This window comes from Pseudomonas sp. H1_F01, assembly GCF_054681425.1.
The window spans coordinates 4,574,100-4,595,935 of record NZ_CP162823.1 but is presented as its reverse complement, the minus strand read 5'-3'; the positions used below and the strand labels follow the sequence as shown (position 1 = coordinate 4,595,935).

General features: G+C 61.0%; 19 protein-coding genes. 2 read left to right on the top strand and 17 right to left on the bottom strand.

Annotated features, from left to right (window positions below):
- Nucleotides 1–5: 5 nt before the first annotated feature.
- The 4 genes from AB4O09_RS20670 to AB4O09_RS20655 are packed head-to-tail and all read right to left on the bottom strand — an operon-like array spanning nt 6 to nt 5,566.
- Nucleotides 6–1,955 (bottom strand): acetyl/propionyl/methylcrotonyl-CoA carboxylase subunit alpha, encoded by a 1,950-nt coding sequence (locus tag AB4O09_RS20670; protein ID WP_013692664.1) that lies wholly within the window; start codon nt 1,953–1,955, stop codon nt 6–8.
- The gene (locus AB4O09_RS20665) at nt 1,952–2,770 is read right to left on the bottom strand and encodes a gamma-carboxygeranoyl-CoA hydratase (RefSeq protein WP_003199991.1); all 819 of its coding nucleotides are present in this window, start codon (nt 2,768–2,770) and stop codon (nt 1,952–1,954) included. Before AB4O09_RS20665 ends, AB4O09_RS20670 begins: the two co-directional genes overlap by 4 nt.
- 13 nt (nt 2,771–2,783) lie before the next feature.
- A complete protein-coding gene (locus AB4O09_RS20660) occupies nt 2,784–4,391 on the bottom strand; it encodes a carboxyl transferase domain-containing protein (protein ID WP_027912591.1) in 1,608 nt (535 codons plus the stop codon).
- 11 nt (nt 4,392–4,402) lie between these two features.
- Complete coding sequence (locus AB4O09_RS20655) at nt 4,403–5,566, bottom strand: isovaleryl-CoA dehydrogenase (protein WP_003199994.1); 1,164 nt, start codon at nt 5,564–5,566, stop codon at nt 4,403–4,405.
- Nucleotides 5,567–5,776: 210 nt separating this feature from the next.
- Between AB4O09_RS20655 and AB4O09_RS20650 the strand changes: the two genes are divergently transcribed.
- Nucleotides 5,777–7,474 carry an AMP-binding protein gene (locus AB4O09_RS20650; RefSeq protein ID WP_013692667.1) on the top strand — a complete coding sequence of 566 codons (1,698 nt, stop codon included), beginning with the start codon at nt 5,777–5,779 and terminating at the stop codon, nt 7,472–7,474.
- 1,109 nt (nt 7,475–8,583) lie between these two features.
- Here the strand turns inward: AB4O09_RS20650 and AB4O09_RS20645 are convergent.
- The 3 genes from AB4O09_RS20645 to AB4O09_RS20635 form a co-directional block, all read right to left on the bottom strand.
- Complete coding sequence (locus AB4O09_RS20645; protein WP_003199998.1) at nt 8,584–9,483, bottom strand: hydroxymethylglutaryl-CoA lyase; 900 nt, start codon at nt 9,481–9,483, stop codon at nt 8,584–8,586.
- Nucleotides 9,484–9,635: 152 nt separating this feature from the next.
- Complete coding sequence (locus AB4O09_RS20640; protein WP_003200000.1) at nt 9,636–10,037, bottom strand: MerR family transcriptional regulator; 402 nt, start codon at nt 10,035–10,037, stop codon at nt 9,636–9,638.
- Between the two features lie 123 nt (nt 10,038–10,160).
- A complete protein-coding gene (locus AB4O09_RS20635) occupies nt 10,161–11,090 on the bottom strand; it encodes a LysR family transcriptional regulator (protein WP_003200002.1) in 930 nt (309 codons plus the stop codon).
- A gap of 177 nt (nt 11,091–11,267) precedes the next feature.
- Here AB4O09_RS20635 and AB4O09_RS20630 point away from each other — a divergent pair, with 177 nt between their 5' ends.
- Nucleotides 11,268–12,497 (top strand): acyl-CoA dehydrogenase, encoded by a 1,230-nt coding sequence (locus AB4O09_RS20630; RefSeq protein ID WP_003200004.1) that lies wholly within the window; start codon nt 11,268–11,270, stop codon nt 12,495–12,497.
- Nucleotides 12,498–12,637: 140 nt separating this feature from the next.
- Here the strand turns inward: AB4O09_RS20630 and AB4O09_RS20625 are convergent, their stop codons facing one another.
- From AB4O09_RS20625 to AB4O09_RS20580, 10 genes are all read right to left on the bottom strand, one after another.
- Nucleotides 12,638–13,507 (bottom strand): isocitrate lyase/PEP mutase family protein, encoded by an 870-nt coding sequence (locus AB4O09_RS20625; RefSeq protein ID WP_460107412.1) that lies wholly within the window; start codon nt 13,505–13,507, stop codon nt 12,638–12,640.
- Between the two features lie 185 nt (nt 13,508–13,692).
- On the bottom strand, nt 13,693–13,875 hold the full coding sequence (locus tag AB4O09_RS20620; RefSeq protein WP_003200007.1) for a hypothetical protein: 183 nt from the start codon (nt 13,873–13,875) through the stop codon (nt 13,693–13,695).
- 35 nt (nt 13,876–13,910) lie between these two features.
- Nucleotides 13,911–14,552 carry a hypothetical protein gene (locus AB4O09_RS20615; RefSeq protein WP_028237662.1) on the bottom strand — a complete coding sequence of 214 codons (642 nt, stop codon included), beginning with the start codon at nt 14,550–14,552 and terminating at the stop codon, nt 13,911–13,913.
- Entirely contained in the window at nt 14,549–15,322 is a 774-nt protein-coding gene (locus AB4O09_RS20610) for a hypothetical protein (protein WP_027912588.1), read from the bottom strand. Before AB4O09_RS20610 ends, AB4O09_RS20615 begins: the two co-directional genes overlap by 4 nt.
- Before the next feature lie 139 nt (nt 15,323–15,461).
- A complete protein-coding gene (gene astA / locus AB4O09_RS20605; RefSeq protein ID WP_003200013.1) occupies nt 15,462–16,496 on the bottom strand; it encodes an arginine N-succinyltransferase in 1,035 nt (344 codons plus the stop codon).
- A gap of 61 nt (nt 16,497–16,557) precedes the next feature.
- Nucleotides 16,558–17,574 carry an arginine N-succinyltransferase gene (locus tag AB4O09_RS20600; RefSeq protein WP_028237661.1) on the bottom strand — a complete coding sequence of 339 codons (1,017 nt, stop codon included), beginning with the start codon at nt 17,572–17,574 and terminating at the stop codon, nt 16,558–16,560.
- A gap of 110 nt (nt 17,575–17,684) precedes the next feature.
- A complete protein-coding gene (locus tag AB4O09_RS20595) occupies nt 17,685–19,034 on the bottom strand; it encodes an APC family permease (RefSeq protein WP_003200017.1) in 1,350 nt (449 codons plus the stop codon).
- 72 nt (nt 19,035–19,106) lie between these two features.
- Nucleotides 19,107–19,859 carry an N-formylglutamate amidohydrolase gene (locus AB4O09_RS20590; RefSeq protein WP_027912586.1) on the bottom strand — a complete coding sequence of 251 codons (753 nt, stop codon included), beginning with the start codon at nt 19,857–19,859 and terminating at the stop codon, nt 19,107–19,109.
- Nucleotides 19,843–21,195 carry a type I glutamate--ammonia ligase gene (locus tag AB4O09_RS20585; RefSeq protein WP_003200021.1) on the bottom strand — a complete coding sequence of 451 codons (1,353 nt, stop codon included), beginning with the start codon at nt 21,193–21,195 and terminating at the stop codon, nt 19,843–19,845. The genes AB4O09_RS20590 and AB4O09_RS20585 overlap by 17 nt, the downstream gene beginning before the upstream one ends.
- Nucleotides 21,192–21,836: a cysteine hydrolase family protein gene (locus AB4O09_RS20580; RefSeq protein WP_003200023.1), complete on the bottom strand. Its 645-nt coding sequence runs from the start codon at nt 21,834–21,836 to the stop codon at nt 21,192–21,194. Before AB4O09_RS20580 ends, AB4O09_RS20585 begins: the two co-directional genes overlap by 4 nt.

Below are 21,836 nucleotides of genomic sequence, written 5' to 3'. Positions count from 1 at the left end.
GATGCCTATTCTTCGAACGCCACCAGGGCGCTGCCTTCGCTGACCATTTCGCCTTCCTGGCAATACAGCGCCTTGATCACCCCGGCCTTGGGCGCACGAATGCTGTGCTCCATTTTCATGGCCTCCAGGACCACCAGTTGAGCCCCGGCTTCCACCGGCTGGCCGACACCCACCAATACCCGCACGATACTGCCGTTCATGGGCGCGGCCAGGCCGCCTTGATGGCTGTGGCTGGCCTCGGCGGCGGCCAACGGGTCGTACAGGTCGATCCGGTGCAGGTCACCCGCCCATTGCAGGTACAGGCTGTCGCCCAGGCGAATAGCCCGATGACTGCGGCGCAGGCCGTGGTGCTCGATCACCAGTTGCTCGCCCTTGAGTTCCGCGCAATGGGCGCTAACGTCCAGCGTCAGCGCGCGATCCTGGCCTTCGCAGCTCAGGTGCAAGGTGGTTTCCCTTGGCAGCCCCAGACGCAGCCCGGTGGTGCTGGCCCAAGGCGAATCGGCATCATCGCAGCGCACGCGCGGTGTCAGGTTCAAGGCGAAGCCCTGGGCGGCTGCGAACCAGAACGCATCATCCAATTCGCCCGGCTCTGGCAGCAATTGCGCCTGGTAACGTGGGATAAATCCGGTGTCCAGTTCTGCCGCCGCGAAGGCGGGGTGGGCCACGATTCGGCGCAGGAACCCGATGTTGGTTTTCAGCCCGCCAATGGCAAATTCGTCGAGCATGCTCAACAGCCGCAAGCGTGCCTGTTCGCGATCCTCACCCCAGGCAATCAGCTTGCCGAGCATCGGGTCGTAGAACGGCGAGATTTCATCGCCTTCTTCAACCCCACTGTCGACCCGTCGACCCGGACCCTCGGCCGATTCGCGATATAACGCCAGGCGTCCGGTGGCCGGCAGGAAATCGTTGACCGGGTCTTCGGCATATAGCCGCACTTCGATGGCGTGACCGAGCAGCGGCACTTGCGCTTGAGTGATCGGCAGCGGTTCGCCTTGGGCGACACGGATCTGCCAGGCCACCAGGTCCAGTCCGGTGATCGCTTCGGTGACCGGATGCTCGACCTGCAAGCGGGTGTTCATTTCCATGAAGAAGAATTCGCCCCGCGCATCCAGCAGGAACTCCACCGTGCCGGCCCCGACGTAACCAATCGCTTGGGCTGCGCGCACGGCGGCTTCACCCATGGCCTGGCGCAATTGCGGGGTCAGGCCGGGGGCGGGGGCTTCTTCCACCACTTTCTGGTGGCGGCGCTGGATCGAGCAATCGCGTTCGTTGAGGTACAGGCAGTTGCCGTGTTGGTCGGCAAATACCTGGATTTCCACATGGCGCGGCTTGAGCAGGTACTTTTCCACCAGCATCCGTGAGTCGCCGAACGAGGACTGCGCTTCACGCTGGGCCGAAGCCAGGGCTTCGGCCAGTTGGCTGACGTCCTCGACGACTTTCATGCCCTTGCCACCACCGCCGGCCGTGGCCTTGAGCAATACCGGGTAGCCGATGTGCTCGGCGGCGTCGCGAAAGGTCTCCAGGTCCTGGGCTTCGCCGTGATAACCGGGCACCAGGGGCACCCCGGCGGTTTCCATCAAGGTCTTGGCCGCCGATTTGCTGCCCATGGCATCGATGGCCGAGGCCGGTGGGCCGAGGAAGATCAGCCCGGCGCTTTCAATCGCCCGGGCGAACCCGGCGTTCTCGGATAGAAAACCATAACCGGGATGGATGGCCTGGGCGCCGCTGGCTTTCGCTGCGGCGATCAGTTTGTCGATTTGCAGGTAGCTGTCGGCGGCCTTGCTGCCGCCCAGGTCGACGCGGATGTCGGCTTCACGGCTGTGGCGGGCATCGCGGTCGGTGGCGCTGTGGACGGCAACGGTGGTCAGGCCCATGGCCTTGGCGGTGCGCATCACGCGGCAGGCGATTTCGCCACGGTTGGCCACCAGCAACGTGGTGAGGGCAGGGGCGCTCATCGACTCGGCTCCTTGTTATTCGATTCGGCTTGCCAGTTTGGCGCACGCTTTTGCAGGAAAGCCCGCAGGCCTTCCTGGCCCTCCGGGCTGACGCGGATGCGAGCGATGGCGTTTTCGGTGTAGCGCCGCAGCGCTGGGGTAAGGGCGCCGTTACCGACTTCACGCAGCAGTTCCTTACTGGCGCGCATGGCCGCCGGGCTGTTGAGCAGCAGGTTGTCGATCCACTGTTCGACCTGCTGGTCCAGGGCCTCGGCCGGGTAGCTTTCCGACAGCAAACCGATTTCTTTCGCACGTTGCCCGTCGAAGCGTTCCGCCGTCAGGGCATAACGACGCGCGGCACGCTCGCCGATGGCTTGCACCACGAACGGGCTGATCACCGCTGGCGCCAGGCCAATGCGCACTTCCGACAGGCAGAACTGTGCTTCATCGGCGCCAATGGCCATGTCACAAGCGCTGATAAGCCCCAGTGCGCCACCGAACGCGGCGCCCTGGACGACGGCCAGCGTGGGAATCTTCAGCTTGGCGAGGTTGTACATCAGCTCCGCCAGTTCCCGGGCGTCATCGAGGTTGGTGTGGTAGTCGAGCTCGGCCGATTGCTGCATCCAGGCGAGGTCGGCGCCGGCGCTGAAATGCTTGCCGCGACCGCGGATCAGCAGGAAGCGCAAGCTTGGATCGCTGCTGACGTGGTCCAGGGCCAGGATCAGTTCGCGGATCATTTCGGCGTTGAACGCGTTGTTTTTCGACTCGCGGCTGAGCCACAGGGTGGCAACGCCCCGTGGGTCGGTGTGCAGTTCGAGGGTGTTGAAGTTATCCATGGGCATTCCCCGTTTACATCCGGAACACGCCGAAGCGGCTCGGTTCGATAGGCGCGTTCAGTGACGCGGACAAGGCCAGGCCCAGCACATCGCGGGTCTGGGCCGGGTCGATGACGCCGTCGTCCCATAGCCTGGCACTGGAATAGTAGGGGTGACCCTGTTCTTCGTACTGATCGAGGATCGGTTGCTTGATCTCGGCTTCCTGCTCGGCGCTGAAGGGGTGGCCGCTGCGTTCGGCTTGTTCACGCTTGACCTGCACCAGCACGCCGGCCGCCTGTTCGGCGCCCATCACGCCAATCCGCGCGTTCGGCCACATCCACAGGAACCGCGGGTCGTAGGCGCGACCGCACATGCCGTAGTTACCCGCGCCGAAACTACCGCCAATGATCACGGTGAATTTTGGCACTTTGGCGCAGGCCACGGCCGTCACCAGTTTGGCCCCGTGCTTGGCGATGCCGCCGGCTTCGTACTTCTGCCCGACCATGAAACCGGTGATGTTCTGCAGGAACAGCAGGGGGATTCCGCGCTGGCAGGCCAGTTCGATGAAGTGCGCGCCTTTCTGCGCGGCTTCGGCGAAGAGAATGCCATTGTTGGCCAGGATCGCGATCGGGTAGCCATGCAAATGGGCGAAGCCGCACACCAGCGTCGTTCCGAACAGCGCCTTGAATTCGTCGAACACCGAACCGTCCACCAGGCGCGCGATCACCTCCCGCACATCGAACGGCTGCTTGGCGTCGGCCGAAACCACGCCGTACAACTCGTCGCCCGAGTAAAGCGGGGCAATCGGCAGGCGATGCTGCAACTCGCCCTGTTTGCGCCAATTGAGGTTGGCCACGCTGCGGCGAGCCAGGGCCAGGGCATGTTCGTCGCTGTCGGCGTAATGGTCGGCCACGCCTGAGATCTTGCAGTGCACATCGGCGCCGCCCAGGTCTTCGGCACTGACCACCTCACCGGTGGCGGCTTTCACCAACGGTGGGCCGGCGAGGAAAATCGTCGCCTGCCGGCGAACCATGATCGCCTCGTCCGCCATGGCCGGCACATAGGCGCCACCGGCGGTGCAGGAACCCATGACCACGGCGATCTGCGGGATGCCCTGGGCACTCATGTTGGCCTGGTTGAAGAAGATTCGGCCGAAGTGCTCGCGGTCCGGGAACACTTCGTCCTGGCGCGGCAGGTTGGCGCCGCCGGAGTCCACCAGGTAAATGCAGGGCAGGCGGTTCTGCTGGGCGATGGTCTGGGCGCGCAGGTGTTTTTTTACCGTCAGCGGGTAGTAGGAGCCACCTTTGACCGTCGCGTCGTTGGCGACAATCATGCATTCGACGCCTTCCACTCGGCCGATGCCGGCAATCACGCCAGCCGCCGGCACGTCTTCGCCATAGACTTCATGGGCTGCCAATGGGCTGATTTCCAAAAACGGCGAGCCCGGGTCCAGCAGCCGGTTGATGCGCTCACGGGGCAACAACTTGCCTCGCGAGGTGTGCCGCTCCTGGGCCTTGGGACCGCCGCCTTGGCGAATTTGCGCGAGCAGTGTGCGCAGGGCCTCGACGTGTCCGAGCATTGCATCGCGGTTGGCGATGAACTCCGGCGAGCGCGGGTTGAGCTGAGTGTGCAGCGTGGCCATGGTCAGCTCCGTTAGCGGGTTTCGTTGAACAGTTCGCGGCCGATCAACATCCGACGAATCTCACTGGTGCCAGCACCGATTTCGTACAGCTTGGCGTCACGCAGCAGACGACCGGCCGGGAATTCATTGATGTAGCCATTGCCGCCGAGGATCTGGATGGCGTCGAGGGCCATTTGCGTGGCGCGTTCGGCGCTGTAGAGGATCACCCCGGCGGCGTCCTTGCGGGTGGTTTCGCCGCGCTCGCAGGCCTGGGCCACGGCATACAGATAGGCGCGGCTGGCGTTGAGCTGGGTGTACATGTCAGCGACCTTGCCCTGGATCAGCTGGAATTCGCCAATGCTCTGGCCGAACTGCTTGCGGTCGTGGATGTAGGGCACGATCAGGTCCATGCAGGCCTGCATGATCCCGGTCGGGCCGCCAGAGAGCACGACGCGCTCGTAGTCGAGCCCGCTCATCAGCACTTTCACGCCACCGTTGAGTGCGCCGAGGATGTTTTCTTCCGGCACTTCGACGTCATCGAAAAACAGCTCGCAGGTGTTGGAGCCGCGCATGCCGAGCTTGTCGAATTTGTTGCTGCGGCTGAAGCCTTTCCAGTCGCGCTCGACGATGAAGGCGGTGATGCCATGGGGACCTTTTTCCAGGTCGGTCTTGGCGTAGATCACGTAGGTATTGGCATCGGGGCCGTTGGTGATCCAGGTCTTGCTGCCATTGAGCACGTACTTGTCGCCATGCTTGTCGGCCCGCAGTTTCATCGATACCACGTCGGAGCCGGCGTTCGGCTCGCTCATCGCCAGGGCACCTATGTGTTCGCCGCTGATCAGCTTGGGCAGGTATTTGGTTTTCTGTTCGTGATTGCCGTTGCGGTTGATCTGGTTCACGCAGAGGTTGGAGTGGGCACCGTAGGAGAGGGCGACCGAGGCCGAGCCGCGGCTGATTTCTTCCATTGCCACTACGTGGGCCAGGTAGCCCAGGCCAGCGCCGCCGTATTCTTCCGGTACGGTGATGCCCAGCAGGCCCATGTCGCCGAACTTGCGCCACATGTCGGCGGGAAACAGGTTATCGATATCGATCTGCGCTGCTCGCGGCGCCAGCTCGGCCTTGACGAAGGCCTGCACCTGGTCGCGCAACATGTCGATGGTTTCGCCGAGGGCAAAGTTCAGGGATGGGTAGCTCATGGGACACCTTTGGCTTTTTTATCGGGTGCGGAGAGTGGCGGAATCGCTCTCACCTTTACGTTAACGTAAGCTTGTGACGAGAGGCTGTCAATCGCCCTTTACGTTAACGTCAACTTGAGCCAGAGTAAGTGCGCTTCAATAGCTTTACCCAAGGCATCTGTGCGTGAGATTCCACTGCTACACCCACTAATAAAGACAAGAGGGGGCGTCATGGATCAACCCGGTTCGCATTCGCAGCTCAGCTACACCCGCGGCTCCCAGGCCAAGGCTTTGCTGGCCCAAACCATCGGCGAGGTTTTCGACCAGACGGTGGCCCGCTATCCCGAGGGCGAGGCGTTGGTGGTTCGCCATCAATCGCTGCGTTATACCTGGCAACAACTGGCCGACGCCGTTGATCTGCACGCCCGAGCCTTATTGGCGCTAGGCTTGAAAGCCGGCGATCGCCTTGGCGTGTGGGCGCCCAACTGCGCCCAGTGGTGCATCAGCCAGTTCGCCAGTGCGAAGATCGGCGTCATTCTGGTCAACATCAATCCAGCCTATCGCGTTTCTGAACTCGAATACGTGCTGAAACAATCCGGATGCCAATGGCTGGTGTGTGCCGGGGCGTTCAAGACTTCGGATTATCACGCCATGTTGCAAGCGCTGGTACCAGAGCTGGCGGAGCAATCGATTGGCCACCTGCAGAGCGAACGCTTGCCGGATTTGCGCGGTGTGATCAGCCTCGATTCCCAGCCACCATCAGGTTTCCTGCCCTGGTCGCAACTGGCCGCCCTGGGTGCGGCGGTGACGCCGGAACAACTGGCTGAACGCCAATCCAGCCTGCGGTCCGATCAACCGGTGAATATCCAGTACACCTCCGGCACCACTGGTTTCCCCAAGGGCGCCACCCTCAGTCATCACAACATTCTCAATAACGGATACATGGTCGGCGAAAGCCTGGGCCTGACGGCTGGCGATCGGCTGGTGATCCCGGTGCCGCTCTACCATTGCTTCGGCATGGTCATGGGCAACCTGGGCTGCATGACCCATGGCAGCACCATGATCTACCCCAGCGATGCCTTCGACCCGTTGCTGACGCTCAAGGCCGTGGCCGAGGAAAAAGCCACGGCACTGTATGGCGTGCCCACCATGTTCATCGCCCTGCTGGACCAGCCGCAGCGGGGCGACTTCGACGTGTCCAGCCTACGCACTGGCATCATGGCCGGGGCCACATGCCCCATCGAAGTGATGCGACGGGTCATCAACGAAATGCACATGGCCGAAGTGCAGATTGCCTACGGCATGACGGAAACCAGCCCGGTGTCGTTGCAGACCGGTCCTACAGACGAACTGGAACTGCGCGTAACCACCGTCGGCCGTACCCAGCCGCAACTGGAAAGCAAAATTATCGATGAGGCCGGCAATATCGTCCCGCGTGATGCTGTCGGTGAGTTGTGTACCCGTGGCTACAGCGTGATGCTCGGTTACTGGAACAACCCCAAGGGCAGCACCGATGCCATCGACCCGGATGGCTGGATGCACACGGGCGATCTGGCGACCATGGACGAGCAGGGCTACGTGCGCATCGTCGGGCGCAACAAGGACATGATCATCCGCGGCGGGGAGAATATTTACCCGCGTGAGCTGGAGGAGTTCTTCTTCACTCACCCGGCGGTGGCGGACGTGCAAGTGATCGGCATCCCGTGTTCGCGCTATGGCGAGGAAATCGTCGCCTGGATCAAGTTTCATCCCGGCCACAGTGCCTCCGAGCAAGAACTGCAGGCCTGGTGCAAGGAGCGCATCGCTCACTTCAAGACGCCGCGTCATTTCAAATTCGTCGAAGAATTTCCCATGACGGTCACCGGCAAGATCCAGAAATTCCGCATGCGCGAAATCAGCATCGAAGAACTGCGCGATAGAGAAGGCTGAACAAGATCCCCTGTGGGAGCGGGCTTGCTCGCGAAGGCGGCGCCACAGTCGATGAAGATGTTGGATGGGCTGGCCTCTTCGCGAGCAAGCTCGCTCCCACAGGTTTTGCGGTGCACATGGGCTTTGGGTCTGCTGAAGATCCAGTGTGGGAGCGAGCTTGCTCGCGATAGCAGTGGCCCAGCCACATAGATGCCGGCATGTGCCCCGCTCTTGCTCTTGCTTTAGATCTTGATCTGGGGCGCCCCGTTAAACCACGCTGGCCGAACGCAGGCATTGCGCAGTGGGCATCCCGGCATGGATGCCGGGATAGCCGCGCTGGGCCATGGATGGCCCTTCGCGGCGGCCCACGGAGCAATGCCTTCGTTCGGGCACACCGAGCCTAGGCGAGGTGCCGAGTGGTGGGGCAAGAGCGTTTTGCTTACTTTTGCGCTTCTCAAAAGTGAGCCGCCGTAAGGGCGGAACCCTAAGCCGCCATTACCGCAGCAACGGATATGTACTCGATCAACAAAATCCAGGCCACCTGCAGGCCGCCTTCGCGAGCAAGCCCGCTCCCACAAGAAAAGCTCAAACCCCAGACAGCACAAAGGGGAGCCGAAGCTCCCCTTTAATTTTGTCGTCGCGTGCTCTTTTTTTATTATTGAGGGGCGGCCTGTTGTTGTTTTTGGCAGCCGTTGCCCTTTACCGCTGTTTTTGGCGATCCCCATCCGGGATCAAGAGCAAACGTATTTTTTTGAGCGCTGATCTGCTTTTTCGCCTTGCGATCCAACCGATTCGGGAGCTACCTGAAGGTAGTTTTATTGTTCTCTGCCCGGTTGCGGGTTGCTCCTGAAAGCACCCTGAAAAGCACATCCTCTCCAAAAAAATCTGTTAGCTGCGTCTCTGCCGTGTTGTTTTTGTTATGTCAGAGTCGTTTCGTCTTGTTTTTATTGGGTTTGCTGCGTTTTTTTATTCTTGTTATGCAAGAGATATAGCAGGTGGCGTGCCAACTTTTAAAACTCTATATAAATCAATAAGTTGTATTTTTTCGTCGAAAAAGCTGACGCGCCAGACCTGACAAATTGTTTCCGTGTTACTCGTTTCACCGCTGTTACAAGGCCAGCGGTAACACCTCACTGTGCGCTGCGGGCCTTGGCGACACGCGAACCGCTAGGGCGGCCGAGCACGTCGCAGATCTGCCGACCCGCGGCGATCAGGGCGTCCAGGTCGACACCGGTTTCGATACCCAAGCCATTGAGCAGGTACAGCACGTCTTCGGTGGCAACGTTACCGCTGGCGCCCTTGGCATAAGGGCAGCCGCCCAGGCCGGCGATGGAGCTGTCGAACACCGCGATGCCTTCCAGCAGGCTGGCGTATACGTTGGCCATGGCTTGGCCGTAGGTGTCGTGAAAGTGTCCGGCGAGCTTGTCCCGAGGCACTTCGGCGCCCACCACCTCGAACATCCTGCGGGTGGCCCCGGCGGTGCCCGTGCCGATGGTGTCGCCCAGGGAGACCTCGTAGCAGCCCATGGCATACAGCTCCCGAGCGACCCAGGCCACCTGTTCTGGCTTGACCGCCCCTTCATACGGGCAGCCCAGCACGCAGGACACGTAGCCGCGCACACTGACGCCGTGCTGCTTGGCGGCTTCCATGATCGGCGCGAAGCGCTCCAGGCTGTCCTTGATGGAGCAGTTGATATTGCGCTGGGAAAACGCTTCGGACGCGGCGGCGAACACCGCCACCTCTTTTACACCTGCCGCCAGCGCGTCTTCAAAACCTCGCAGGTTCGGCGCCAGGGCGCCATAGGTCACACCGGGCTTGCGCTGGATCTGCGCGAACACCTCGGCGGAACCGGCCATTTGCGGCACCCACTTGGGCGAGACGAAACTGCCGACTTCGATGTAGCCCAGGCCGGCGGCGCTCAAGGCATCCACCAGGCGCACCTTGTCGGCGACGCTGATGGGCTGTGCTTCATTCTGCAGCCCGTCACGGGGGCCGACTTCGATCAGGCGTACAAAGGAGGGGAGGGACATGGGGATTGACCTGTAGTGAGTTGCCAATATATCGAGAACGATGCTGCCCCCTGTGGGAGCGAGCCTGCTCGCGATAGCGGTATGTCAGTCAACATTGATGTTGTCAGTTACATCGCTATCGCGAGCAGGCTCGCTCCCACAGGGGGAAAGTGTTACTGGACGATTTCCTCGCCCTTGATCGTCTGCTCCAGCGCCTGGATGCAGCGTTCTTCGGCGGTGTCGAGTTCCAGCTTCATCTGTTCGATGTCCAGCAATTGCTGTTCGAGCTGTTCCCGGCGCTCGGTGATTTTCGCCAGCATGCTGTGCAGCTGTTTCTGATTGCCGCTGGAGGGGTCGTAGAGTTCGATCAGCTCGCGGCACTCGGCCAGGGAAAAACCAATGCGCTTGCCGCGCAGGATCAGCTTCAGGCTGACCTTGTCCCGTGGCGAATAAATGCGCTCCTGGCCCCGTCGCTCCGGGCTCAACAGGCCTTGTTCTTCATAGAAGCGGATGGCCCGGGTGGTGATATCCAGTTCGCGGGCGAGGTCGGAGATGCTGTAGGTCTGGCTGCTCATGGAAGCGCTCGAAACGAAAGGGACTGGCGCTAAGCTAAAGGCAGGTTGACGTTCGCGTCAAGCAATGACGTTTCTGCACACAAAACCTTGTGGGAGCAAGCTCGCTCCCACAATTTTGATCGCCTAAACCTTGTCGAGCTTCTTCTCATGGGCCGTCACCTGCTGGCACAGCTCGATCATCTGCTCGCGCATCCAGCGGTTGGCCGGGTCCTGGTCCGTGCTTTCGTGCCAGTAGAGGTGGGTTTCCACCGGCGGCACATCGTTGACCGGTAACAGGAAGGCGTGCAGATCGTGGCGACGGGCAAAGCGCTCGGGGACGGTCATGACCATGTCCGTTTGTTGCAGGACCTGGGAGGCCATCAGGTAATGCTGGGAGCGCAGGGCGATCTTGCGCTGGATACCCATCTTGCCGAGGGCCAGGTCGACATAACCCAGCCCGTTGCGGCGGCTGGAAATATGCACGTGGGTCTGCGCCAGGTAATCATCGAGGCTGATTTTTTCCTTGCCCGCCAACGGATGACCCTTGCGCATGGCGCACACGTAGCGATCTTCCATCAATTTGACGTGGCGTACCTGCGGGTCGGTGTTGAGCGGTGCGTCCACCGCGAAGTCGAGGCGGCCGGCGGCCAGCTCCTTGGTGGTTTCACGGCGCTTGGACAGGAAACTCTCGATCGCCACGGTCGGTGCCAGGCGACGCAGGCGCTGGAACAGCAGCGGCAGGATCACGCCTTCGGTGAGGTCGGTCATGCTGATGCGGTAGGTCTTGACGGCCTGCAACGGGTTGAAGATCCGGCTTTCCTGCACCGACACCCGCAGCAGCGACAGGGCGTTGCGCACCGGACCGATGATGTTCTGGGCCATGGGCGTCGGCACCATCCCCTGGGCGGTGCGCACGAAGAGCGGGTCGTTGAAGGTTTCCCGCAGACGCGCCAGGGCATTGGACACGGCCGGCTGAGTGATGCCGACGATCTGCCCGGCACGGGTCAGGTTGGCTTCGGTGTAGATCGCATCGAAGACAATGAAAAGGTTGAGGTCGACCTTGCTCAGATTCATGGCGCTGCACTCTTATTCTTGGGCTTGTTGTGAGGTGCCGGGTGGCGATGAGAATCAGTGAAACATATATCGGTGATGAATGTTAATACACGCCGAGAATAGGTTAGGTAAATTTTCGTAGCTGAACTAGCATCGATTTCATGACCTAAAACAACCTCTGCCAAGAAGGTGCTGCTCATGGATTTTGCCTATTCCCCCAAGGTTCAGGAACTGCGTGAACGCGTCACGGCGTTCATGGATGCCTATGTCTACCCGGCCGAAGCAGTGTTCGAACGGCAAGTGGCCGAAGGCGACCGCTGGCAACCCACGGCCATCATGGAAGAGCTCAAGGCCAAGGCCAAGGCAGAAGGCCTGTGGAACCTGTTTCTGCCTGAGTCCGAACTGGGTGCCGGCCTGACCAACCTGGAATACGCACCGCTGGCAGAGATCATGGGGCGCTCGTTGCTGGGGCCGGAGCCGTTCAATTGCTCGGCGCCGGACACCGGCAACATGGAAGTGCTGGTGCGCTACGCCAATGAAGAACAAAAGCAACGCTGGCTCGAGCCACTGCTGCGCGGCGAGATCCGCTCGGCTTTTGCCATGACCGAGCCGGACGTTGCCTCTTCGGACGCCACCAACATGGCCGCCCGTGCCGAGCGCGACGGCGACCAGTGGGTCATCAATGGCAAGAAGTGGTGGACCTCAGGAGCCTGCGACCCGCGCTGCAAGATCCTGATCTTCATGGGCCTGAGCAACCCTGATGCGCCACGCCATGCCCAGCACTCGATGATCCTGGTGCCAGTGGACACCCCTGGCGTCAAGATCGTCCGGCCGCTGCCGGTGTTCGGCTACGACGATGCGCCGCACGGGCATGCCGAAGTGCTGTTCGAGAACGTGCGGGTGCCGTACGAAAACGTCCTGTTGGGTGAAGGACGTGGCTTTGAAATTGCCCAGGGTCGCCTTGGCCCGGGCCGGATTCATCACTGCATGCGTTCCATCGGCATGGCCGAGCGCGCATTGGAGTTGATGTGCAAGCGTGCCGTCAGTCGCACGGCCTTCGGCCAGCCGTTGGCGCGTCTTGGCGGTAACATCGACAAGATTGCCGACTCGCGGATGGAAATCGACATGGCGCGCCTGCTGACGTTGAAGGCGGCGTACATGATGGACACGGTCGGTAATAAAGTGGCGAAGAGCGAAATCGCCCAGATCAAGGTCGTCGCGCCGAACGTGGCCTTGAAGGTCATTGATCGGGCGATCCAGATCCACGGTGGCGCCGGGGTCTCCAACGATTTCCCGCTGGCCTACATGTACGCCATGCAACGCACCCTGCGCCTGGCCGACGGCCCGGATGAAGTCCACCGCGCGGCCATCGGCAAGTTCGAGATCGGCAAGTATGTGCCCAGGGAAATGTTGCGCAGCAAGGGCTAGGATCTGGCCCACCACGGGCCTCTGTGGGAGCAAAGCTTGCTCGCGATAGCGGTGGGTCAGCTTGCATCAATGTGGGAGGCGCTACCGCCATCGCGAGCAAGCTTTGCTCCCACAGGCTAATCCTGTGGGAGCGAGTCCGCTTACTCCTTGACGCTCATGTACTCCTCGGCCCAGCGGATGTAGTCCTCGGGCTGGGTGTAGGTGTGGGTCAGTTCGGTGGCGCTCAGGTCCGAAGCCTGGGTGAAGATCTGCCGTTGTTCGCGAAGGCTGTCGTAGGTCGCCTTGATCGCGGCGAAATAGGCGCCGTGGCCGTCGATGGTCACGCGCACACCCAACTCGGCCAGGCGCTTGTCGTCGCGCAGCAACGGGTTGCCATAAGTGACAAGCATCAGCGGCACCGTCAGGTTTTCGCTGATCTTCTCCAGATGATCGAAGTCTTGCACGCCCACCATGCAAATCCCGTCCGCCCCGACACGCTCATATTGCTGGGTACGGCTGATGATTTCCTGGACCGGCAGAATCGCGGCGTTGGTCCGGGCGATGATCGCCATTTCCGGATCGACTCGCGCCTCCAGCGCCGCACGAATCTTGCCGACACCTTCGGCTACGCCGATCAGGTCGGTGGATTTACGCCCGAACTGGGCCGGCAGCAAGGTGTCCTCGATGGTCAGCGCCGCGATGCCGGCCCGTTCCAGTTCAACGATGGTGCGCATCACGTTCAGGGCATTGCCATAGCCGTGGTCGGCGTCGGCAATGACCGGCAGTTGGGCCACGCGGCCGATGCGGGTGGCCTGTTCGGCAAATTCGCTGAGGGTGATCAGGGCGAAGTCCGGCGCGCCCAATACTTGCAACGATGCCACCGAGCCTCCCAGGATGCCTACTTCGAAACCCAGGTCAGCGGCAATGCGCGCCGACATCGGGTCAAACACCGAGGCGGTGTGGTAGCAGGTGTTGGAAGCCAGCAATTGGCGAAAGTTACGACGTAAATCTTGATGGGAAAGCCTGGACATATGAGTTCCACCAATGGAATGGAAAGGCTTGAGCAAAAGTGTCAACGCCGAAAGATCCAAAGGCTATCACGTGGCAGGCGCAAAGATGATGACGAATGTGTATGGGTGATGCCGTTATGGCATCGAAAGAAGGCTGCAGGCCCGGAAAGTCTGCAGCCGGGCAAAAAAAGCCCATTTCAAACTATTCAGTCTTCGGTCGGTAGGCTCCAGAACTGCTTGATCTCATGGATGTTTCCGACGTTGAAGCGCGTCGGGAAGCCGGGGAGCGTGCAGTGGATTTCGTTGGTTAACTGCATGGCGGTATCGACCACATTGGTACCCGCCCGCAGTAATGGGGTTTCATCCCAGTCTTTCATCAGGTTATTCATGGTTTCTCCTTCTTTAGTTGTTGGACAGCGAATGACTAGCTGGCATTGAGCTGTGACAGCGTCTCTGTAAACAGTGCGATCTCTGGCGCAGCGATGCCGGGGTAAAGCGGTCTGTAATTTTTATCGAAACACCAAGCTTCGTCGATCTTGACCAGGTGTTTAGGATGAATAAGTACACTCAATGAAGCGGACATTGACTTCGGGGCGATTTGCTTATGGATTTCCTGTAGTGCAGGCATGTGCAGGACTTTACCTGGCGCAAGTTTAAGTTTTCGCACTTTACCCAGTCTGGGTTTTTTACCTTTTTGCAGCGGTAGATTATCAAGTATTTCGCGTGTAATGGTGGTGTAGCCATCTCCGCTGTAGCCGACTGCATACATTTCAAAGTCGTGACTGTGGTTCAGGTTATAAATGAATGTTTCGCTTTCATCATGAGTCTCTACCGGCGACCAGAATCCCAGGCGAAGGGTGAATGAATCATTCTTGTGCAGTACAAAACCATAGGCGTTATAGAGGCTGTTGCGCGTACTGAAACCGTCTCGCTGGAGGGTGGTATAAAGATGATCGCTCAATAGACAACGGTTTTTGGCCAGTTGGCGCAAGTCTGCAATGATCCTGGTTTTGTCTCGTTGCAGGTCATAAGTGTTCAGTCGCTCGACAAACGTTTCCAGGTTCATGCCGCCAGCTCCAGTGGACGGAGCAAATTGTCCAGGCGGGCGTCCTTGCGTTTTTTCAGCGACGGGACGTAACTCAACGCGTTTTGCGGGTCAGCCCGATAAAGCATCTGGAAGGCTTTCCATGCCACGGCAGGGTGATAATGGTAGATCAGCTCCCCAGCAACCCTGACACCTTCCGGGTCCTGGATCGTTTCGAGTAATTCGAGGCTCAACAGGTACCGGGCGGTACTATTGTCTTGAGGCAGCCAGGCTGTTTTGCGCAATGAGACAGGATCAAATACGTTGATGTCTGCACTGCGGTCGGGGAAATTGATTCTGCCAATCAATGCAGGTTGTTTTTTGCCCCTTTGAGAATAGTCGAATAAGGTTCGATTGCCATCAATGATCAGCGGATTGCAGTTGTCGATGATCGAGGTGTCGGTTTTTTCAAGTTGATGCGTTTTGAGGGTGTATTGCTGGATTTCGAAAGGCTGATCAAGTGCGAATAGGATACTTTGACCGGGCACCGAGTACAGTTGCGAAGAGGCGGTGTTAGATGCTGGTGCCTTGACACTGATATTGCCCACGCTCGTGCAATGCAGCGTGATAGTCCCGGTATGCGGGTTGGTCATGTTCATGATGGCCGCGCGTCGAGACTGTGCCGTGGCAACGTTGTGTTGTATATCCAGATCGGCGATCAATTGTTTGACTTGCGCGGTCATGTCTAATGTCTTGATTTTCTCCGCTATGCGTTCGAGCGGTATTCGTGTAGCAATCAGATTCTTGATCATGAATATTGTCGTTACAGTGGGGCGATGCGCGAAAGTATGGGTCCCGAGTAGGTAAGTGGCAATTATGCAATTGTGGAGAAGTATTGCTGATTAACGAAGTTCTTATGTATTGAATATCCAAGGTCGGGCGGTACCTTGGCTACGCCGCCACCGCCTGTTGCCCCTGCCTGGGCAATACCACGGCCCGCACCGTATCACCCGGTTGCACTTGCAGGCGTTTGGCGGTGAGGCGATCGACGAGCAGCTTGTGGCCATGCAGGTGTGCGCGAGCGCTGGTGACGCGGCAGTTTTCCAGGCGCCGATTGTGAATCAGCCAGACCGGTGCCTGTTCGTCCGGGGTGCCAATGACCAGGGTCAGCATCTGGCTGTCGCGCACGGTACGGATCTTCGACACTGGCGCCTCGATCACCGGGCCGCCGTCAAAGATGTCGATGTAGCCCTTATGGCTGAAACCTTCGGCACTGAGGATCTTCAGGGCCGGCTCGGTGTTCGGGTGAGCCTTGCCGATCACCGCCTGGGCCTGTTCGGTGAGCAGGCAGGTGTACAGCGGCTGGCGTGGCATCAGCTCGGCGATGAACGACTTGTTGCCCATGCCGGATAGCTGATCGGCGTAGCTGAAATCCTTCTTGAAAAAATGCCGTCCCAGGCTGTCCCAGAACGGCGAACAGCCTCGTTCGTCGGCATGGCCGCGCAGTTCGGCGATCAGTTTTTCGCCGAACAGCTGGGAGAACTCGGCCACGAACAGCAGGCGCGCCAGGGACAGCAGGCGTCCGTTGTGACCGTGACGTTGCTCGGGGTGCAGGAACAACGAGCAGATTTCCGATTGCCCGGACATCTCGTTGTTGAGGAACAGGGTCGGGATCTGCCGCTGGATCCCCAGCTCCGGCGCCGAGCTGACCGTCAGCCCGACCCGATAGTTGTACCAGGGCTCGCGCAGCCCGACCGCGCCGGTCAGGGCACTGATACCCAGCACCTGCCGGTCATCGTCTTCGAGCACGAACAGGTAATCGGCGTCGGCACGTTCGACTTGCCCGGCAAAGGTTCGTTGGGCCCAGCGAATGCGGTGGGCCAGGCGCTCTTCGTTGGCTGGCAGGCTGGTGAAGCCGGGACCTGCGCAACGGGCCAGGTCCAGCAACGCGGGCAGATCGGTAATGGCGACCGGACGGACAATCATGCTGCAGCTCCTTCATTGTGTCGGTCCAAGCGCCAATGCGTGCCACGGGATCGAGTGAGGTTCATAGGGCAACCACCCGGATCCGCTCGCCATCCAAGACGCCCAGGGCGGCCAGCATGTCGGGCGACAGGGCCACGGGGCCTTCGGCGTTGACGTCCAGCTCGGCGACGATGGCCCGGTAGTTTCCAAGACGGTCGTTGCTCACCAGGTAACGGCCTCTGGCATCGATCTGCAGGCTTTGCCGGGCCGTGGCGCTCCGACTTTGCGTGATGGTACGGACGTTGGCGATACGGGCATGCAAGGTCGGCCCACCGTCGAAGATATCGACGTAGCTGTTGGTCTCGAAACCCTCGCGCGCCAGGATGTCGAAGGCCTCCTGGCCGTCGGGATGCACCCGGCCGATGCAGGCCTGGGCGGCTGGCGGCAGCATGGGTACGTAGATCGGGTATTGCGGCATCAGCTCCGCGAGAAAGGTTCGGCTCTGCAAGCCACACAACCGTTCGGCTTCGACGTAGGGCAGGTCGAAGAAGTGCTGGCCTATGGCGTCCCAGAAAGGCGACTGGCCGTCCTCGCTGCTGAAACCGACGATTTCGGTGATGACCGATTCGGCAAAGCGCTGGGGATGGGCGGCGATGAACATCAGTCGGGCCCGGGACAGCAGCTCCGATTCCGGCGTGCGCACCCGCTCGGCGTCGATGTGGAAGCCACGTAGCAGCGTCTGTCCGTTGAGGTCCTGGCACAGCGACAGCGCGGGCACGCCATGCTGGATGTTCAGCTCCCGGGATTCGCTGGAAAACGGCCGGTTGCGCAGGCTGTAGAACGGTTCGTTGCACCCGGTGCTGGAGAGAATTTCCGAACAACCGACCAGGCGCCCGGATTCCAGGTCCTCCAGGACAAAAAAATAATTCTCCGCGCCAGGGCCCTGCACATCGGCTTCGAACGAGGCGCACGAGTCGAGGATCTTTTCCTCCAGGCGCGCGGTATCGTCCGGCAGCGACGTGACACCCACCAGGCTGTCACGGGCCAGTTGTTGCAGTTGCGGCAGATCGGTTAATTGAACTGGACGTAAGGCCAGCATGGATTGCACTCCTGTTCCAGAGAGCCCGATGACCAGCACCGGGCTTGACGATCACTGTCGATGTCCACGCGTTGTAACCACGGTTGGCCGAGTCCTTCGGCCGCCGGCCCTCACTGACCGGCCGGATCGGGCACGGCGGTAGGGTTCCCGAATTTGTTGAGCACACACAGATAGATCACGCCCGCGGCGATCCAGATCAGGCCGAGCTTCTGCGCAGCCACGCCCATGTTGTACATGATGGCCGCGACGATCACGAAGCCGATCAGCGGGCAAATCAAGTGGCGAATCAGTTGGCCGGACTGCTGGCGACGCCAGTAATGGTTGATGACGGTGATGTGCAGCAACATGAAGCCGCTCAGGGCACCGAAGTTGACCAGGGAGGTGAGGGTGTCCACGGCGTCGATGAACAGGTAGCAGATCAACAGCGACAGCACTGCCACCAGGTAGATGCTCAGGTACGGGGTGTTGTGTTTCGGATGGACCTTGGCCAGCACCTTGGGCAACTGGCCGTCCCGGGCCATGCCGAACAACAGGCGCGATACCGCCGCCTGCGAAGTGATCGCCACGGCCACGCCCCAGGCCAGGGCCGTGGCAACCGCGGTCAAGGTGGCCAGCCAGCTGCCGGCTGCCAATTCGGCGATTTCATAGAATGCGGTGTCGGCGGACTTGAAACCCATGCCGGCGGCCAGGTCCGTGGCGATCCAGGTCTGCACCACGAAGATCGCTCCCATCACCAGCAAGGTCACCAGGGCAGCCTTGCCGACGCTGCGGCCCGGGTCGTCCTTGATCTCTTCAGCCAGGGTGGAAATGGCGTCGAAGCCCAGGAACGACAATACCGCGATGGACACGGCTTGCATCAGCAGGGCGAAGTTGAAATGTTCGGGGCTGTAAAGCGGTGCCAGGGTCAGTTGGCCGTTACCGGCACCACCGTGCAGGGCATTCCAGGCGTAGAACAGGAAAATCCCCAGCACCACCAGTTGCGCCAGCAGGAAAATGATATTCATCCGCGCGGTGAAGGTGATGCCCCGCAGGTTGACGAAGGTCGCGCTCACCAGGAAGGCCAGGATGAAACCGACCTTGGGGATGTCCGGGTACAGATGGTTCAGCGCCATGGCGGCGTAGACATAGAGCAGCGGCGGGATCAGCAGGTAGTCCAGCAGCATCAGCCAACCGGCAATGAAGCCAACGTGTGGGTTAAGGCCCCGTTGCGCGTAGGAATAGACCGAACCTGCCACCGGAAAGGCCCGGGCCATGCTGCCGTAGCTCAAGGCAGTAAACAGCATCGCCACCATGCCGATGATGTACGCCAGCGGCACCATCCCCGGTGCCTCGGCGTTGACATAGCCATACACGCCGAACGGGGCGATGGGGATCATGAAAATCATCCCGTATACCACCAGGTCTGTCAGCGACAGGCCGCGTTTCAATTCCTGTTTGTAGCCAAATGCCTCAATGCTCATGAGCCGTTTTCCTTTTCAGCTGTGGGGTTGCTCTTGCTTGCTGTCTGTCGCAGGAAACTTGCCGCTGCCGCGTTACAGCAGGGGCGCCAGGTAGGCGCTCCAGGTCCGTACCGCTTCGGGGCTGCGCAGTTGGTCGTTGCGCACTTCGATCAACACCGAATCCAGGCCGCGGCCATCGCCGTGCACCGGGACCGTCATGTCGGTCAGGGGGTTGATCTTGTAGGGTTGGTTGCCCGCCGCCCGCAGCGAATGCCGGCCCAGCCCGTCGACGATGTGCTGGGCGTATTCCTTGGCTTCGCCGAACAGCACGCCCGCTTCCAGGGCGCGCGGCTGGCCGTAGAACACCGGGGTGAAACTGTGGATGCCCACCACGCGCACCGGTCGGTTGGCGGCCAGGCGCTGGTCGATCAACGCCTGCAACCGTTCGTGGAAGGGATGGAACAGGCGCTGCTGGCGATATTCGCGAGTGGCTTCGTCCAGGGCATGGTTACCCGGAACCTGGTAGATCTCGCTCTGGGCCGGAATGCTGTCGGGCACGTGCAGCGGGCGGTTGAGGTCGATCAACAGCCGTGAGTAATTGGCCGACAGCAACGTTGCGCCGAGGGTTTCGGACAGGCGTTCGGCCAAGGCCAGGGCACCGATGTCCCAGGCAATGTGCTCCTGGGAGGCCGTTTCATCCAGCCCCAGGTCGTTCAGCGCATCGGGAATGAAGCGGCTGGCGTGTTCGCACACCAGCAGCACCGGGTGTTCGGATTCCTCCCGGGCCAGTCGGTAGGGTGGCCTGGTGTAGAGGCCCGATTCAGCACACTCAATAGATTCGTGCATAGTGCTCACAACGCTCGGCAGGTGACAGCGCCTCGGTCAAGGCCAGCTCCTGGGCCTTCAAGGCGAAGTAGGTTTCAACCAGCGGGCCGGGCAGGGTCTCGACCAGCGCCCCGCTGTGGCGCAGGCAGTCCAGTGCCTGGGCCAGGGATGTCGGCAGCGCGATAATGCCACGGGCGTGCCGTTGTGCTTCATCCAGCTCATCGGGTATTTCATCAGTGACAGCGTTCAGGGCCAGTCGTTGCTGGATGCCCAGTCGCCCGGCGATCAACAGCGCTGCCATCGCCAGGTGCGGCGAAGCGGTGGCGTCCATGGCGCGGAACTCCAGGTTGTACTGGTTCGCCAGCGGTTTGCCGCTCAGGCTTACGGTCGGGCAGATGCGCAGCGCCGCTTCGCGGTTGCGCTGTCCCAGGCACGCATAGGACGCGCTCCAGTGATGAGGCTGCAGGCGTTCGTAGGACACCGGTGTCGGCGCGGTCAGCGCACACAGTGCAGGCAGATAGTGCAGCACACCAGCGGCCCAATGCTGGCCGAGGCTGGACAAGCCGTTGCTGCTGGCGGCGTCATGCAGCACCGGGTCCGCGCTCAGATCCTGCAGGCTCAGGTGCAAATGCACGCCGTTGCACACGGCGTTTTCCGCGGTCTTGGGGGCGAAGCTCAGGTCCAGGCCCATTTGCCGGGCGATCTCGCGGGTGATTTCCCTCACGTTCACGGCCCGGTCGGCGGCGGCTACGCCCAAAGTCGGGCGGCAGGTGATTTCGTATTGATGCTGGCCATATTCCGGCAGGAACATTTCCGGCTCGACACCGCCGGCCCTCAGGGCACTGAGCAACCATCCGGCGAATTCGGCCTGCTGGCGCTGGGCCTGGAGGCTGAAGGCCAGGCGATCAGGCTGCGCAGGCGTGGCAACCAGGTTGAATTCATGCTCGAACGCGGCGAAAACCTGCAAGCCCAGTTCGGCGCGATAACGCTCCACTTCGTTCTGCAACAGCGTGCGCGGGCAGGCGTTCCAGGGCCGGCCGTCGGTCTCGCGTACATCGCAATGGATAAAGTCGAGGACGGGCGCCTGGGCGTCGGGGCCGTTGTTGACGGTCACCCGGCTGGACAGGTCCGGCACCAGTCGCAGGTCGCCATAGGCGCCCCAGGGGTTGGTCGAAGCGATGATGTCCTGGGGCGTCAGCGCGCTGTTGGCCGGCACCCAGCCACAACCGGCGGTGACGTAGTGGGGCAATTCATCGCTGGGAAACGAGCGCCCACGGGTCACGCCGATCAGGTCGGTGGTCACCAGGGTCGTGACGGGCAACGGGGCGAGGACGGCGGCAGGATCGAGGCGGCTCATGGCTGCATCTCCTGCAAACGCGCGAGCACGGTGTCGGTATCGGTGATCCAGCAATAGCCCTTGATCGCGTTCAGGCACGCCAGGTGCCGTTGTTCGGTGTAGGTGGCGCAGGCATCTTCCACCAGCGTGACCAGGTAGCCGCGATCGGCGGCGTCGCGCACGGCCATGTCGACGCACTGGTCGGTGACGATGCCGGCGACGATCAAGTGGCGGGTCTGCAGGTTGCGCAGCACATAGTCGATGTTGGTGGAATTGAAAACCCCTGAGGAGGTCTTGGGCAGCACGATTTCGTTTTCCAGCGGCGCCAGTTCGGCGATGATCTGCGCCTCGGGGCTGCCCTTGGGCAGGTGCATGTCCGACAGTTTGTGATCCAGGGAACGGTCGCGGCCATCGGCGGTGAGGCTTTCGATGTGGGTGTGCAACACGTTGTGCTTCCCTTCGCGCATCGCGTTGAGCAAGCGCTGCTGGTTGGGGATGACCTGCTGGCGGGCCCGCTGGATGAAATACTCGGCCTCGCGGGTGTGCAGGTGGGCATCGAATTGCGGTTCCAGCCAGGCGCGTTGCATGTCCACCAGCAGCAAGGCGGTGTGCTGGCAGGTGAACGGCAAATCCCGGGGTGAGCGGTGGGGGAGCGAGAACAT